17 protein-coding genes are annotated in these 14,503 nt (G+C 68.3%); 7 read left to right on the forward strand and 10 right to left on the reverse strand.

Features of this window, described 5'->3' with window-relative positions; translation table 11 throughout:
- The first annotated feature begins 79 nt into the window (after positions 1 to 79).
- Entirely contained in the window at positions 80 to 493 is a 414-nt protein-coding gene (locus GGQ93_RS12230) for a four-helix bundle copper-binding protein (RefSeq protein WP_066551057.1), read from the forward strand.
- 65 nt (positions 494 to 558) lie between these two features.
- Here GGQ93_RS12230 and GGQ93_RS12235 read toward each other — a convergent pair whose 3' ends face one another.
- The 5 genes from GGQ93_RS12235 to GGQ93_RS12255 form a co-directional block, all read right to left on the reverse strand.
- A complete protein-coding gene (locus GGQ93_RS12235) occupies positions 559 to 939 on the reverse strand; it encodes a copper-binding protein (RefSeq protein WP_066551055.1) in 381 nt (126 codons plus the stop codon).
- Positions 936 to 4,085 (reverse strand): efflux RND transporter permease subunit, encoded by a 3,150-nt coding sequence (locus tag GGQ93_RS12240; RefSeq protein WP_183217320.1) that lies wholly within the window; start codon positions 4,083 to 4,085, stop codon positions 936 to 938. The genes GGQ93_RS12235 and GGQ93_RS12240 overlap by 4 nt, the downstream gene beginning before the upstream one ends.
- On the reverse strand, positions 4,082 to 5,416 hold the full coding sequence (locus GGQ93_RS12245) for an efflux RND transporter periplasmic adaptor subunit (RefSeq protein ID WP_082854040.1): 1,335 nt from the start codon (positions 5,414 to 5,416) through the stop codon (positions 4,082 to 4,084). The genes GGQ93_RS12240 and GGQ93_RS12245 overlap by 4 nt, the downstream gene beginning before the upstream one ends.
- The gene (locus tag GGQ93_RS12250; RefSeq protein WP_153921617.1) at positions 5,413 to 6,744 is read right to left on the reverse strand and encodes a TolC family protein; all 1,332 of its coding nucleotides are present in this window, start codon (positions 6,742 to 6,744) and stop codon (positions 5,413 to 5,415) included. The genes GGQ93_RS12245 and GGQ93_RS12250 overlap by 4 nt, the downstream gene beginning before the upstream one ends.
- Before the next feature lie 112 nt (positions 6,745 to 6,856).
- Positions 6,857 to 7,219: a hypothetical protein gene (locus GGQ93_RS12255; RefSeq protein ID WP_153921614.1), complete on the reverse strand. Its 363-nt coding sequence runs from the start codon at positions 7,217 to 7,219 to the stop codon at positions 6,857 to 6,859.
- 334 nt (positions 7,220 to 7,553) lie between these two features.
- Here GGQ93_RS12255 and GGQ93_RS12260 point away from each other — a divergent pair, with 334 nt between their 5' ends.
- Positions 7,554 to 8,699, forward strand: coding sequence for a type II restriction enzyme NmeDI-related protein (locus GGQ93_RS12260; protein ID WP_221233700.1), 1,146 nt, complete (start codon positions 7,554 to 7,556; stop codon positions 8,697 to 8,699).
- A 42-nt stretch (positions 8,700 to 8,741) separates the two neighbouring features.
- Here the strand turns inward: GGQ93_RS12260 and GGQ93_RS12265 are convergent, their stop codons facing one another.
- The 4 genes from GGQ93_RS12265 to GGQ93_RS12280 all read right to left on the reverse strand — a co-directional run bounded on the left by GGQ93_RS12265 (position 8,742) and on the right by GGQ93_RS12280 (position 11,218).
- A complete protein-coding gene (locus GGQ93_RS12265) occupies positions 8,742 to 9,470 on the reverse strand; it encodes a PepSY domain-containing protein (RefSeq protein WP_183217324.1) in 729 nt (242 codons plus the stop codon).
- Positions 9,471 to 9,483: 13 nt separating this feature from the next.
- Positions 9,484 to 9,912, reverse strand: a complete 429-nt coding sequence (locus GGQ93_RS12270; RefSeq protein ID WP_183217326.1) for a DUF411 domain-containing protein — start codon at positions 9,910 to 9,912, stop codon at positions 9,484 to 9,486.
- Positions 9,913 to 10,010: 98 nt separating this feature from the next.
- Positions 10,011 to 10,478, reverse strand: a complete 468-nt coding sequence (locus GGQ93_RS12275) for a YybH family protein (RefSeq protein ID WP_183217328.1) — start codon at positions 10,476 to 10,478, stop codon at positions 10,011 to 10,013.
- An 89-nt stretch (positions 10,479 to 10,567) separates the two neighbouring features.
- Positions 10,568 to 11,218 carry a DUF2231 domain-containing protein gene (locus GGQ93_RS12280; RefSeq protein WP_183217330.1) on the reverse strand — a complete coding sequence of 217 codons (651 nt, stop codon included), beginning with the start codon at positions 11,216 to 11,218 and terminating at the stop codon, positions 10,568 to 10,570.
- 117 nt (positions 11,219 to 11,335) lie between these two features.
- Between GGQ93_RS12280 and GGQ93_RS12285 the strand changes: the two genes are divergently transcribed.
- From GGQ93_RS12285 to GGQ93_RS12305, 5 genes are all read left to right on the forward strand, one after another.
- Positions 11,336 to 11,617 carry a hypothetical protein gene (locus GGQ93_RS12285; RefSeq protein ID WP_224764324.1) on the forward strand — a complete coding sequence of 94 codons (282 nt, stop codon included), beginning with the start codon at positions 11,336 to 11,338 and terminating at the stop codon, positions 11,615 to 11,617.
- Positions 11,617 to 12,054, forward strand: coding sequence for a Spy/CpxP family protein refolding chaperone (locus GGQ93_RS12290; protein ID WP_221233702.1), 438 nt, complete (start codon positions 11,617 to 11,619; stop codon positions 12,052 to 12,054). Before GGQ93_RS12285 ends, GGQ93_RS12290 begins: the two co-directional genes overlap by 1 nt.
- 74 nt (positions 12,055 to 12,128) lie before the next feature.
- Positions 12,129 to 12,641 carry an RNA polymerase sigma factor gene (locus GGQ93_RS12295; RefSeq protein ID WP_183217334.1) on the forward strand — a complete coding sequence of 171 codons (513 nt, stop codon included), beginning with the start codon at positions 12,129 to 12,131 and terminating at the stop codon, positions 12,639 to 12,641.
- A 108-nt stretch (positions 12,642 to 12,749) separates the two neighbouring features.
- A complete protein-coding gene (locus GGQ93_RS12300) occupies positions 12,750 to 13,091 on the forward strand; it encodes a hypothetical protein (RefSeq protein ID WP_183217336.1) in 342 nt (113 codons plus the stop codon).
- Between the two features lie 25 nt (positions 13,092 to 13,116).
- Positions 13,117 to 13,527 (forward strand): copper resistance CopC family protein, encoded by a 411-nt coding sequence (locus tag GGQ93_RS12305; RefSeq protein ID WP_066551038.1) that lies wholly within the window; start codon positions 13,117 to 13,119, stop codon positions 13,525 to 13,527.
- A 160-nt stretch (positions 13,528 to 13,687) separates the two neighbouring features.
- Here GGQ93_RS12305 and GGQ93_RS12310 read toward each other — a convergent pair whose 3' ends face one another.
- Positions 13,688 to 14,425 (reverse strand): HAD family hydrolase, encoded by a 738-nt coding sequence (locus GGQ93_RS12310; protein WP_183217338.1) that lies wholly within the window; start codon positions 14,423 to 14,425, stop codon positions 13,688 to 13,690.
- Between the last annotated feature and the right edge of the window lie 78 nt (positions 14,426 to 14,503).

Consider the following 14,503-nt stretch of genomic DNA (forward strand, 5'->3'; position numbering starts at 1 on the left):
CACGTTTCACGGCGTACGCGGTCACCGGGGAACAGCGGCCGTTCCGGCGGGTTGACCAAGTCCGCCATCGGAGAATCCCATGCATATCCAGTCCATGATCAGCGCCCACCCTCACGTCAAAGGCTCGACCAACGACGCACTGATCCGCGCCGTCGAGGCGGCCTACGAGTGCGCCGCGACCTGCCGCATCTGCGCCGACGCCTGTCTCGGCGAAGCCATGGTCGCCGATCTCGTCCAATGCATTCGGCTCAACCTCGACTGCGCCGACGTCTGCGCGGCCGCCGGCGCGGTCGGCGCGCGCCGTACGGGGAGCAACGAGGCGGTCATCAAGGGCCAGCTCGAGGTTTGCGCCGACACCTGCGCGGCCTGCGCCGCGGAGTGCGACAAACACGCGGACATGCATGAACATTGCCGCATCTGCGCCGAGGCCTGCCGCCGCTGCGAAGAGGCGTGCCGGGAGGCGGTTGGCACGATCACTCCGTCGAGCCGTTGATGGAGCACCGCCTTCACCGTGCGTGCGCTGACAACGCCCCGCACGAACGGTGAAGGCGGGTCCGGCTATTCCGGGCGAATGGCGGTGACTTCACCCGCGTTGCCCTGAACGGTCAGGTCGAACTGGACGCGATCCCCGACAGCGGCTTGCTGTGCCACGGCGGGGTCTGCCGTAAAGCTCATCGTCATGGCTGGCCAGCCGACCGCCGGAATAGCCTCGTGATTGATCGTCACGGTGCCGGCCGCCGTATCCACGGCGGTGACCACGCCTGCGCCGCTGCCGGATCTGGAGCCCGCAGCGGGGGACGTCGCCGTGTCCGCCGCGCCGGCCGCGGAAGCCGTGTCGACGGGCGCGGCAGCGGCCGGTTCGGCGGCCGGGTCCGCGGGTTGGCCGCAGGCCGAAAGCATCATGGCCGCGCCGGCGAGTGAAACAAGGGTTCGGGTCATGGGGTCGCTCCTTGGTTTGGGGGGGTTGAACGGGCCTTGCGGCGCCTGAGGAGAAGGTAGCCCGCCGGTATAACGAGCATCGAGAGCAAAGGCGCGGTGATCATGCCTCCGATCACCGGCGCGGCGATCCGGCTCATCACTTCCGAGCCCGCGCCGTGGCCGATCAGAATCGGAAACAGGCCCGCCAGGACAACGGCGACCGTCATGGCCTTGGGCCGGACCCGCAGCAGGGCGCCTTCGCGAACGGCCTCTTGGACCTGTCCGCGATCGGGGTCGGCTCCGCGATCTTTCAAAGCTTGCTTCAGATAGATCAGCATCACCACGCCGAACTCGGCCGAGAGGCCGGCCAGGGCGATGAAGCCGACGCCGGTGGCGACGGACTGGTGAAAGCCGAGCAGATAGAGCAGCCAGATCCCCCCGGTCAGGGCGAACGGCAGGGTGGCCATGATCAGCAGGGCTTCGTCGAAGCGCCCGAACGTCAGGTAGAGCAGGACGAAGATGATCGCCAGCGTGGCCGGGACCACGATCCTGAGCCGCGCGGTCGCCCGTTCGAGATATTCGAACTGGCCCGAGTAGGCGATGCTCACGCCAGGCGTGGGGGTGACGGCACGGGCCACGGCGCGACGCAGATCCGCGACGACCGAGGCCAGGTCGCGTCCCCGCACATCGACATAGACCCAGGTGGTCGGCCGGCCGTTCTCGGACTTCAGCATTGGCGGCCCGTCGGCGATCCGCAGATCGGCGACGGCGCCCAGGGTGATCTGCTGGCCTGAAGGCGTCAGGATCGGCAGGGCTCGCAGTTGTTCCACGCTGTCCCTCAACTCGCGCGGATAGCGCACGCTGATGGGATAGCGCGCCACGCCCTCCACGGTCTGGCCGATGGTTTCGCCGCCGATCGCGCCTGAGACGATCGACTGCACATCGGCGATGTTGAGACCGTAACGCCCCGCCGCGTCGCGGTCGATGTCGATATCGACGTAGCGGCCGCCCGTCAGACGCTCGGCCAGCGCCGAGCTCACGCCCGTTATGGATTGGGCGACCTCGGCGACCTCGGCAGCGACGCGGTCGATCTGACCGAGGTCGGCGCCGGACACCTTGACGCCGACGGGGCTCTTGATCCCCGTCGCCAGCATGTCGATGCGATTGCGGATGGGAGGAACCCAGACATTGGACAACCCCGGAACCTGGACCGCGCGGTCGAGCTCCTCGACCAGCTTCTCCGGCGTCATGCCGGGGCGCCATTCATCGCGCGGTTTGAACTGGATGGTGGTCTCGAACATTTCCAGCGGAGCCGGATCCGTCGCGGTTTCCGCCCGGCCGGCCTTGCCGAACACGGTCGCCACTTCCGGCACCGTGCGGATCATGCGGTCCGTCTGCTGCAGCAGTTCCGCGGCCTTGGCCGCAGAGAGGCCCGGCTGGGCCGAAGGCATATAGAGCAGGTCGCCCTCGTCCATCGCCGGCATGAATTCGCCGCCGAGCTGGCTGAGAGGCCAGGCCGTAGTGGCGAAGACCAGCAAGGCGACCAAGAGAGTTTTCCTTGGGTGACGCAGCACCCAGTCGAGCGGCCCCCGATAGATGTGGGTCAGCCAGCGGTTGATCGGGTTGCTCTGCTCGGCCGGTATCCGTCCCCGGATCAGATAGCCCATCAGAACCGGCACGAGGGTGATCGACAGGATCGCCGCGGCCGCCATGGCGTAGCTCTTGGTGAAGGCCAGCGGCGCGAACAGCCGACCCTCCTGGGCCTGGAGGCTGAACACCGGAATGAACGACAGGGTGATGATCAGCAGACTAAGGAACAGCGCCGGTCCGACCTCCACGGCCGCCTCGGTGATGACCTTCCACCGTTCCTCGCCCGCCAGCTTCTTGTCGGGGTGATCGTGCTCCCATCGCTCGATGTGTTTGTGGGCATTCTCGATCATGACCACTGCCGCGTCGACCATGGCCCCGATGGCGATGGCGATGCCGCCCAGCGACATGATGTTGGCGTTCACGCCCTGAAGATTCATGATCAGGAAGGCCGCCAGCACGCCCAGCGGCAGGGTCAGGATGGCGACCAACGCCGACCGGGCGTGCCAGAGGAACAGGCCGCAGACCAGGGCGACGACAATGAACTCCTCGATCAACTTGCCGCTCAGATTGTCGATCGCCCGGTCGATGAGCTGCGAGCGATCGTAGGTCGTCACCACTTCGACCCCCGGCGGCAATCCGGCTTTGAGCGTCTGGAGTTTCTCGGCGACAGCCGCGATCGTGGCGCGGGCGTTTGCGCCGGATCGCAGGATGACGACGCCGCCGGCGACCTCGCCTTCGCCATTCAGCTCCGCTATGCCGCGCCGCATCTCCGGGCCGATCTGGATGGTCGCGACGTCCCCGAGGCTGATCGGCACGCCTCCAGCCGCCGTGCGGAGCGGCACGGCCCGGAAGTCGTCGAGCTCGGTCAGATAGCCGTTGGCGCGCACCATGTATTCGGCCTCGGCGAGCTGGAGCACCGAGCCGCCCGTCTCGCCGTTGGCGCGCTGGAGAGCTTCGACCACCACCTGATGGGTGACGCCGTAGGACGCGAGCCTGACGGGGTCGAGCACCACCTGGTATTGCCGCACCATGCCGCCCAGACTGGCGACTTCGGCAACACCCGGCACGGTCTTCAACTCATAGCGGAGGAACCAGTCCTGCAGACTGCGCAACTGGGCCAGATCGTTTCGGCCACTGCGGTCGACCAAGGCGTACTCATAAACCCAGCCTACGCCGGTGGCGTCCGGACCAAGTGCCGGTTGGGCGGTCGCGGGAAGTCGCGCCTGCACCTGGCTCAGATATTCGAGGACCCGGGAACGGGCCCAGTAGAGGTCCGTCCCATCCTCGAACAGCACATAGACGAAGCTGTCGCCGAAGAAGGAGTAGCCCCGAACCGTTCGCGCGCCGGGCACCGACAGCATGGTGGTCGCCAGAGGATAGGTGACCTGGTTCTCGACGATCTGGGGGGCCTGCCCCGGATAGCTGGTGCGGATGATGACCTGTACGTCCGACAGGTCCGGCAGGGCGTCGATCGGCGTGCTGCGAACCGCAAACAGGCCGGCGGCCAGCAGAGCGAGCGCGGCCATAAGGACGAGAAAACGTCCCTTGACCGAGGCGCGTATGATCGCGGCGATCATTGCCCCGACCTCTCGCGCGGCGCGGGCGCGGCCATGGATGCGCCCGTCTGGGCGGCGGCGGGCCGGCCGGCCGTCGGCGACGCCGGGGCGCGTGCGGGTCCGGAAGTTTGGCCGATCGGCCGCGCCGTGACGCCTGACAAGCTGGCTTCGGAATCGATCAGGAACTGCCCCGACGCGACGATTCGTTCGCCTTCCCTGAGACCGGCGAGGATCTCGGTCTGTCCGCCGGCTTCCCGTCCGATGCGGACCTCGGCCGGTTGATAGCGGCCCTCCGGCAGGGCGAGCATGACGATGTCACGTTCTCCGGTCCGGATCACCGCCTCGGTCGGCACGAGCAGAGCCGAAGTCGAACCGCCGCCGAAGGTGATCCGGCCGAACATGCCCGGCCTGAGACGCCCTCCCCGATTGGCCATTTCGATCCGCGCGGTGATCGTGCGACTGTCGCCGACGAGCTCCGGCAACAGGGCGGTCAGGCGACCCGTGAACCGCTCGCCCGGGAACGCGGCCAGGGCCACCTCGACGGACTGCCCGGCTCTCAGCTGGTTCGCGAGCGCCTCCGGGATGGCGGCGTTGACCCAGACGGTCGACAGGCCGTTGATCTCGGCCAGGGTCATGCCCTGGGCGACGCTCATGCCGGCGCGCACGCTCAGCGTCTTGATCACGCCGCCAGTGGGCGTCGAGATCGTGATCGTGTTCCGCGCCCGCCCGCTGCGTTCCACAGAAGCGATTACGCCCTCGGACATGCCCAACAGCACCAGTCGCTGCCGCGCCGCCTGGATCAGGGGCGTATTGCCGGTGCGTCGCACGGCGAGATATTCGGTCTGGGCTCCGCCCCAGGACGGAATGAGCAGATCGACCAGAGGGGCGCCCGCGGCGACCACGTCGCCCGGCGCGCGGTTGTAGACGCGCTGGACGAAGCCGTCCGCGCGCGACTGGACCACAGCGATGTCGCGTTCGTTGTAACCTATGATCGCCGTGGCGCTGAGATCGCCCTCCAGGTCGCCACGGCGGGCCGTGGCATATCGGACCCCCAGATTCTGGGCCAGCGCCGGATCGATCCGGACGCCGGGGGTGGCGCTACTTCCCCCCTCATCGGCATACTTGGGGATGGTGTCCATGTTCATCGACGATTTTCCAGGCCCCGGATATCGTTCGTTCGGAACCATGGGATCGTACCAGTAGAGGATCTCGCGCTCCCCTGCCCCCTCGGCGGTCTCGCCGCCGGCCCCATCCAGGCGTGGAGCGACGACGATGCCTGCCCCGACGCCGACCCCGACCAAAAGAAGCGCGCCCATGGCGACGCCCAGGCGTTTGTTGCGAAGGGCGTTCATCGGTCGTCGTTCCCATAGGTGAGAGTGATCTCGACCACCTGACGCTTCACGGCGGCCTCGCGATCGAGCGCGTCGAGCCGGGCGTTGGCCACGGCGGTGAAGGCTTCGAGAACTTCAACGATGCCCGCCCGGCCCGCCGCATAGCTCGCGGTTTCGAGATCGGAACGCTGAAGGACACTGGGCAGAACGACGTCGCGCGACCGGATCCATTGATCGTGAGCGGTCACGTATTCCGCCAGGGCGCTTCGCAGCGACGCGGTCAACACGCGCTCAGCGTCCTCACGCTCGGCGGAGACCCGCAGCGCATCAGCGGCGCGCGCGGCGATGACCGGATCCTGCCTCCGACCGGGAAAGATCGGCAGCCGCACGCTCGCTCCGACGGAGAACAGATCGCCGAACCGCTCATCGCGGCGGGCATAGCTGGCTTGGAACGACCAGTCCGGCCGGCGTCCGGCGCGGGCCAGATCGACCTCGGCTTCGGCGCGGCGCGCGGCGGCTCCATAGGCCCGCACGGTCGGCAGCTGGGCGATGCCGCTCTGTAAGGCGACCAGGTCGAGATCGTCCTGCGGCGGCGGTCCGACCGTCTCGGGATCGGCGTCGCCCGTCCACCGGGCCAGTTCGGCTCGCGCCTTCTCGATGTCGGCGGCGAGACTGCTGCGGCGATCGTCAAGATCCGCCTTGAGCTGAACGGGACCGAGAGCGTTGGCGGGCCGATAGGCGCCGGACACGACTCCGGCCGGGGCGGCGTCCCAGAGGGGTTGCAACGTCGCCAGCAGCTCGTCCAGCGCTGCAAAGCGGAGTTCGGCATAGAACAGGTCGATCCACGCGAGGCCCGCGGCGACCCGGACCTCTCGTCGGGCGACGGACTCCTCAGCGCCGGCGACGCCGATCGCCGCCTCGGCGATGTCTCGCTCGGCGCGACGACGCGCGCGGCTGGGCACTTCCTGCTCGACGCCGATCCTGAGCATGGTGAAGTCTTCATCGAATTGCCCCGCGAACGGCCCGTTCACCGGATATCCGTCGAGACCGACGGAGAGCCGGGGGTCCGGCAGGCGCCCGGCAGCGGGCGCGGCGGCCCGAGCCGCGTCGACGCCCAGAGCGCTGGCTCTCAGGCGCGGCGCCTCGCTGGCGGCGCGGGCCAGAGTCTCGTCGAAGGTCTGGGGGTCGGCACGAGCCGGCGCGGCGCAGAGTCCGAGCACCAGGAGTGCGGCCAGCGGCCAGGGCCGGTCAACGGGGCACGGCCAGCAAGGCCGCCGCAAGCGTCGCGGCAAGGGAACCGCCGGGAGACGGCGCACGACGGAAAACGCCGTGCCGAAGCGAATGATCATGAGAAATCTCGATAACCGCCGCGTCCACCTCGCGGCGAGACGCAGGCGCAGACCTTAGTCGATCGGCGGACGCCGCAAAGCGGGGCGCGGCGTTCCGATCAGCGAAAGCAGTCTACGACAGCGGTTTGGGCGGACTCTTCAGCGGAAGCGGACCCGCGCCTTCCAGCGCGACATCGACCTCGGCGAACGATGTCGCCCCCGATCCGAGCGGATGCTCGAACGCCGGCGCGGGCGGCATCGGCGAGGCGACGGCGGCGCAGCCCCTCTTGGCGATGCAATCCGGCGTCATCTTGCTGCACGGGCCTTCGGCGTCGTCGACGGCTTCGTCCGTCATGTCCATCATCTCGGCGCAGTCGGCCTCCGGCATGGCCGCCGTCGCCTCGAACACCTGAACCGGAGTGGCGTGCGCCGACGACTGGCCGATGAACCCGGCCACCGCGAGGGCGAACAGAAGGACGCGGACGATATTCCACATGGCGGCCGACGATAGGCGCTTCGAGGCCCTTCGAGTCAATACGCGACCCAGCCGGACGGCACGCGGACCGCTTCGGTCGCGACCATGACGAACGCCCTTCATCGCCGTCCGTCGGGAGCACGATCGACCGCAGAACAGCCGCTCTGGTGGCGCTTCAGCGCAGACCCGCTTACGCTGGGGTGGAAGATTCAGGATCTGAGGGGATGGCGTGCCGGACAGACTTCGAGACCTCATCGCGCAATGGCGTAACGATCCCTCGGCGACCTACCAGACCTGGTTCCTGTGGGATGAACGGCTGAAGAATTTCCGGTCGATCCGCCGGGGCATCGGCCAGGTGGTCGAGGAGATCGAGACGGGCCGCTTCGGTGTCGCCTATCGCGGCTCGTCCCTGGAGACCATCGTCCATTCCGTCGCCGAGCAGCGACAGATCTTCAAGGGCGCCGACCACGCCTTTCTGTGGAAGCCCAAGTTGAGGATCCCCGACATCTACGAGAACCCGGCGAACCAGCGCGCCTTCGGCCGCCTGCTGCATCATTGCAGCGGCTGTTCCACAGCCGACGAGCTTCTCTCCGGCATCCGCACGATCGATCAACTCAAGATCAAGGGCCTCGGGCCGGCCGTCGCCAACCTGATCTATTTCCTGCACCCCACGCATGCGCCCCCGTTCAACACCGCCATCGTCAACGGTTACAACGCGATCACCGGCTCGAAGGTGAAGCTCGGCAGCTGGGAACATTATCTGGCCATGCGGGAGGGCCTCCTGGCGCTGAACGCCCGATATCGTGACCTTCTGTCGAACGATCTGGGCGCCCTCGCGGGATTCCTGTTCGATGTCGGCTCCGGGCGGTATCCGGCGCCGCCCCCCGACGGTGACGCGCTTTCGCGCCAGGGGTGGGAGGAACGGCTCGCCCAGGCCCGCGCGGAAGCGGTGAAGTTCGAGAAGGCGTCGGCGCAGCAACGCGAGACGGATCGCACGCACACGGAAATCCAGGCCTGGCTTCGTGATCTGGGACGCGCGCTCGGCTATCGGGTCTGGATCGCCGCCAACGACCGGAGCCGGCTCCATGACGGCGCGCGTCTCGGCGAGGGCTGTCTCGATCAACTTCCGACGGCGCTGGCGAACGGCGCTGGCGCCGAGTCGATCCGTCTGATCGACGTCCTCTGGCTCGATGCCTCGCCGGATCGCGTAGCGGCGGCCTTCGAAGTCGAGCACTCCACCACCATCTATTCCGGCGTGGTGCGCATGCTGGATCTGGCGCTCTCGGGTGAACTCCACACGTCCGCCGGTCTCTTTCTGGTGGCGCCGGACAGCCGGGAAGGCGATGTCCGGGCCCAGCTCCAGCGGCCGGCTTTCAGCCGGATCTCGGACCTGGACGTCCGATATCTGCCCTATGGGGAGTTGGATCGGCACCGGGGATCGATCGCGCGCTTCGGCTCCGACCTGCGAGGCCTGACCGAAATCTCTCACCGCCTGACCTGAACACGCGCCCGCGCCCGGGCGTGACACCGGGTGCGAGCCGCATCATCTCGGACCGCCCGCCCGCCGAGACGCCCGGAAAGCCTTCAGATCACGCGCCAAGCGGATCCACAGCAGGATGATCCCAGTAATCACGATGCTCAGGGTGAGGACGGTCGTGACGATGATCAGCGGATGGTTGAAGTTCTCGCCGGTCTTCCAGTCCATGATGTGGAGCCGCCAGAAGAAGTCATAGAACCGCCAGACGCCCGAGCGGCGCGTCACGACCTCTCCGGTGGCCGGCGACAGATAGAAGGTCGTCCGTTCGCGGTCGGCGAAATCGACCCTCCAGAGCGGTCCTGTCCGGCCGGTCTCCTGAGGGGCCGCGGCCAGCAGCACGGCGTCGGACACTCTCGCATCGCCTTTGTAGCCCGTCCGCGCGAACGCCGAGGCCTCGCCAGCGGACATCGGCCCGAACGGAAGGCCAGTGACGGCAGACACGACGACGGGCTCTCCGTCCGCCGGTTTCAAAGTCCAGGCGGGCCCGCGCGGCGTCGTGCGCAGTTCCGCCTCGACGGGGGCCACGCCCGCGCGACGGGCCACGGCCGCGAGCGTCGGCAGACTTTCAAGCTCCACGGGACCGGACTTGGATTCGGCCGCCCGATGTTCGCTGCGCACCGTCTCGATTGGAATGACGGTCATGACGAGGCCGCCGCCGACCCAGAACAGGACCTGCAGCCCAACCACGAGCGCGACCCATTTGTGAAGCTGGGACGACAGCCTGAGAACCTTCATGGCGCGAAACCGACTAGCCGTGACGCGCGAAGACGCGTGTGCCGCCGCCTTCGAGAATCAGCAAGGTCTCATAGGGTTCGCGCTGGCCGTCCGGCGTCTCCATGCCCGGCGACCCCAGGGGCATCGCCGGAACCGCCAGGCCCACGGCTTTAGGACGCTCGGCCAAAAGCCGTCGCACGTCCTCGGCCGGCACATGGCCCTCCAGAACATAGCCCTCGATGAGGGCGGTGTGACAGGACGCGAGGGCTTCGGGCACGCCTTGGGTGCTGCGGATCGAGCGGAGACTGGGAAGCTCGCTGATCCGCGCCTCGAAGCCCGCGGCGCGCATGTGATCCACCCAGGCCGTGCAACAGGCGCAGGTCGGCGTCTTGTAGACGGCGAGCTCGTTCGACGCGCGACCGACCGGGGCGCAGGCTGCGACCGCGAGGGCGCCCGTTCCCATTGCGATGAGACTGCGGCGTGAGAGTGGAATGGATTGGAATCCCATGAGACCTCAAGAAAACGATGTACAAACGGCACTTGACCGTCGCGCGGTCGCGCTCAGGCCGCCGGACGGAAGGGCCGCGCCGAAGAATGATAGATGTCGAACCTCCACTCGTCACCTCGCTTGCGCAGGACGCTGGTCGCCGCGCCGCGGCGTTCTATGGGGGCTCGCGCGCTATCCTTGAAGGTGATGTGATAGGTGTAGGTCTCGCTCACGAAGGCCGTATCGCCATCGACCTCGATCTTCATTTCGTGGTCCCGGAAGTCGAAGCCGGCGAGATCGTCGAACTCAGGACCCAGATGGTGCTCAAGATAGTAGGCGAACGATCCCTCCACGCCGCCGTTCTCGAAGATTTCGGAGTCGGACCAGAACAGGGCCGGCGTCTGCGACACATCCATCCGCTCGATGGCGGTCTTGTAGGCGGTGACCACGGCGCGGACCTGTTGTTCGTCCGCGGTCTGGGCCTGCGAGGCGGTGGCGAGGAGAGCGGCGACCGCCAGTCCGGCGAAGGTTGAACGAAACATCGTGGGCGAGGCTCCTGTTTGCCGGCCGCGAAAGGTGTGTCGGACGGGCGTGGGTGAAAAAACGAGAAGGTTGAACGACGGCGCGGCCTTCAGAACATCAGATGTCTCATGCCGTGGGTCAGCATGCCGCCCAAGAGGCCGTTGATCACGACGGCGACGGCGGTGAGCGTCAACAGGCCGATGTAGACTCTCTCGCGCCCGGGCCCCGGCCGGCGGACCCAGTGCTCCTTCGCCCACCAGCTGAGGAGGCCCAGCGCGGCGATCGAAGTGCCGAGCCATCTGTGAGAGGCGTGGGTCGCGTCGTCCCGTCCCGGCATCCCCATGGCGAACCAGCCCAATGCCACTGCGCCGACCGCGGAGATGGCCGCCAAGGCGATGATGACGCGCGTGCCCTGGGTCAGGACCGGACGCCGGAGGGTCAGGGCGGCGATCTCGAGGAGGGCGGCGACGAGGAACAGGGCGATCGGAAAATGCACCGCGGCCGGGTGCATGGCGCCGAGCCAGCGGTACAGGCGCTGCGGCATGGGTTTCGGACCCTCGTCCGCCATCATGGCCCCGTGGTCCATGTCGGCCGCCATGCCGGGCATGGCCATCATGTCCGATTGCGGCCCCTCGGCGGTCGATGCGGCGCTCTGGCCGCGAACCGCCGGGGCGTCATGATCCTCGTGCGCGAGCGCGGGCGCGCTCACCGACAAGGCGAGCGCGAGTCCCAATGCCCGGAAAAATCCGCGTGATGTCATAAACCCTCTCCACTCCTGTCCCTTCTGCTATCTACGCAGCGCGAGGTCCGCCCCCTCGCCCGAGGGATGTCACGGTCTTGGCCGTAGTAGGATGTAGGGGCGCAAGGAGAGTGTTCGATGTCGCTTAAACTGGATGACATTCTGGCCGAGTCCGCGATAACGCCCATCGGCCGGTCGCTCGACGGGCTCGAACCGCTGGTCTGGAGCCGGGTCGAGACGCTTCGCGGCGAAAGACTGGCCACGCAGGTCCGTCTCGGCGCGGTCGCCGTGGCCCTCGCCACCGGTCTGACGGCGGGCGGCGTCGGCGCGGCCGCCGCGCCGAGCCCGCCCGGAGAGATGGCCATCTTCACGGTCGATGCGGGCCTGTCGCCTCTGGTGAGACTGGAAACCGGGCGGTGATGCGCGGCTGGCGCGCGATCGTCCTGACGGCCGTGCTGGCGGCCGTCGCCAGCGGCGCGGGCACCTGGATCAGCGCCAGCTGGGTGCTGAGCCGGCGCGAGCCGCCGTCCCTGCACGACATCGTGCACCTCGATCTCAAGCTGTCGCCTGACCAGTTGACGCGCATCGAGGCGGTCGAGGCCCGGTTCGCCGCGCGTCGGCCCGCGCTCGAAGCCGATGTCCGCGCGGCCAACCTCGAGCTGGCGCGCGCGATCGAACAGAGCGACGGCGACGGTCCCCCGGTTCAGGCCGCGGTCGACCATTTCCACGTCGCCATGGGCGCCCTTCAGAAGGAGACGATAGCCCACGTCTTCGAGATGCGGTCGGTGCTGACCCCTGCCCAGGCCGAGGTCTTCGACGACCGCATCGTGGCGGCTCTCGCGCCCGACGAAGGCTAGCGTTCCGGGTGGAGAGTCCAGCGAACCTGTCAGCGCGCGCCGCCGGCGGCGATCGGGCTGCCTTCGGCGCGTTGATGCAGCAGACCAAGACGGCCCTGTTCCGCTTCGTCCGGCGCTATGTCGGCGACGAACAGGATGCGTGGGATCTGCTGCAGGAGACCTATGCGGCGGCCTGGATCAATATCCGCCGCTATGACCCGGCCCGGCCCTTCGAGGCCTGGATCCGGACCATAGCGCTCAACAAATGCCGGGACTGGAGCCGCCGCCGGTTCGTCCGACGCCTGATCCGGGGCGACGTCGATCTGGCATCGCCGGAAGCCTTGGCCGTGGCGAACGGCGACGAGCCGGCGGATGAACGGATGGAGGCTGGCGACCGACTCGCCCGTCTGAACGAGGCGATCAGCCTTTTGCCGCCGCATCTCAAGGCCCCGCTGCTGCTCACCGCGATCGAGGGGCGCAGCCAGGCGGAGGCGGCCGAAATCCTCGGCGTGACCGTCAAGACGGTGGAGACGCGCGTGGCGCGCGCCCGTCGCAAGCTGTTCGACGTCCTGGGCGGTCCGGGCGACGTCCCGCCGGCTCCGAAATGACGCGGATGAGGGCCGGACGACGAGGGCTGCGGCGCTCGCCCGCGTAAACCAGTATGAAGGCGTCGAGGGAAATACCTGACCGTCGCCCTCTTATCAGGAGCTTGCCACATGAGATTGCCGATCCTCGCCGCGGCCGCGGCGGTCACTCTGGGGGCTTGCCAGCCGGCCTCCGAGCCTCAACCGGTGGACGCCGAGCCGGCGCCGGACGCGTCAGCGATGGCTCCGATGGAAGCCGTGCCGGCCGCAACCCCCGAGCCGACGCCGCCGCAGGCCGCCACGCCCGCCCCTGCGGCATCCACCCCGGCCGCGCCTGCCAAGGCATCGGCGTCCCGCCCGGCCCCTCGGCCCGCGCCCGCGCCCGCGCCAGAGCCGACACCGCCGCCTGCCGATCCGATGGCCGGCCATGACATGTCGAAGATGGACGGCATGACCATGCCGCCCAAACAGTAGTTCGCTTGAAGTCCAGGAGTTTTCGATGAACCGTTCAATACTCGCCACTCTCGCCGCCCTCGCGGCCTTCGCTCCTCTGTCGGCCGCCCAGGCCCAGAGCCAGTCGCATGCCGGCATGTCGGCGCAGGACCACGCCGCCATGCAGGCGCCGGCCAATGGCGTGGCGACCACTCCGGCGGACAACGCCATGCTGTCCTCCGCCCCGACCACCTTCTCGGCGACTTTCCCGCACGCCATGGTCCTGACGTCCCTTCGCCTGACCGGCGGACCGTCGAACCAGGCGGTCGATGTGGCCCTGTCAGCGGAGGCTGCACCCGCGGTCACGGTCAGCGCCCCGCTTCCGGCCCTCGCGCCCGGCACCTACGCCGCCGCCTGGACCGCGAAGGGCGCCGACGGCCATCAGATGAACGGCGTCGTCCGTTTCATGGTTCACTGAGGAGGCGGCCTCCCGCCTCCTGAGGGGCCGAAACCGAAGTGGGGAACGCCGCGCGGCGAGCCGCGCGGCGTTTTTCTTGCGCGATCGGATCGTCGATCTGGCGCACCTCGATCGCGGGCGGCTTAAAAGCGACGCGGCGGTATCCCGCACGCCGAACCCTTCATTCACGCTGAGTGTGAAGCGCAGGCAGACAACGCGCCAGGCCCGTCAAGGTCCTGACCACCACGTCGGCGTCGCTGCGACGGGGTTCGGCCTCAAGGGCCCGTTCCGGATCATACAGCACGGTCCGACAGCCCAGAGCCTTGGCCGGACGGATGTCCCATTCGAGGCTGTCGCCGATCACGCAGACCTCGGGGGCCTCGACGGCCAGGGCGGCGAACGCACGCCTGAACGCGTCGGGAAAGGGCTTTCCCACGCCGACTTCGCCCTCGATCTGAACGTGATCGAAATACGGTTCGAGACCGAACCGTTCGATCTTGGCGCGCTGCAACGGTCCGGCGCCGTTGGTGAGAAGCGCGAGGCGATAGCCCGCGTCGCGCAAGTCGAGCAGCAGGGCCTCAGCCCCCGCCTCGAGCCGCATCTCTTCGTCCCGCCGCCGGCTGAAGGCGTCGGCGAGGCTCGAGACCGTTTCGCAAGCCGGTGCGGGATGGCCTTCCCGAAGCAGGGTCTCGAAGGCCGCTGTCGCGATGAGGCGCCGCGCGTGTCGTGGGTCGGCGCGACCCAACTCATGACACCGCGGGTCGCGCCAGAACGCCTGCCCGGCCCGCGTGAGCGCCTGCGCCGCGATATCCGGGGCGAGGCCGCCCAGCTCGGCTTGCATCATCAAGCAGACGCTCCGCCAGGCCAGATCCGGCCGGCGGTAGGCCGAGAGCAGGGTGTCGTCGAGGTCGATGACCACGGCCGAGAGGGGCCGCGGCCTCACCGAGACCTCCCCGCCCTTTCCGGCCGCCGAGACCGCGGACGCCGCGCCTCGGCG

The sequence above is a fragment of the Brevundimonas aurantiaca genome, from assembly GCF_014199955.1.
In the GTDB taxonomy this organism is placed as follows: domain Bacteria; phylum Pseudomonadota; class Alphaproteobacteria; order Caulobacterales; family Caulobacteraceae; genus Brevundimonas; species Brevundimonas aurantiaca.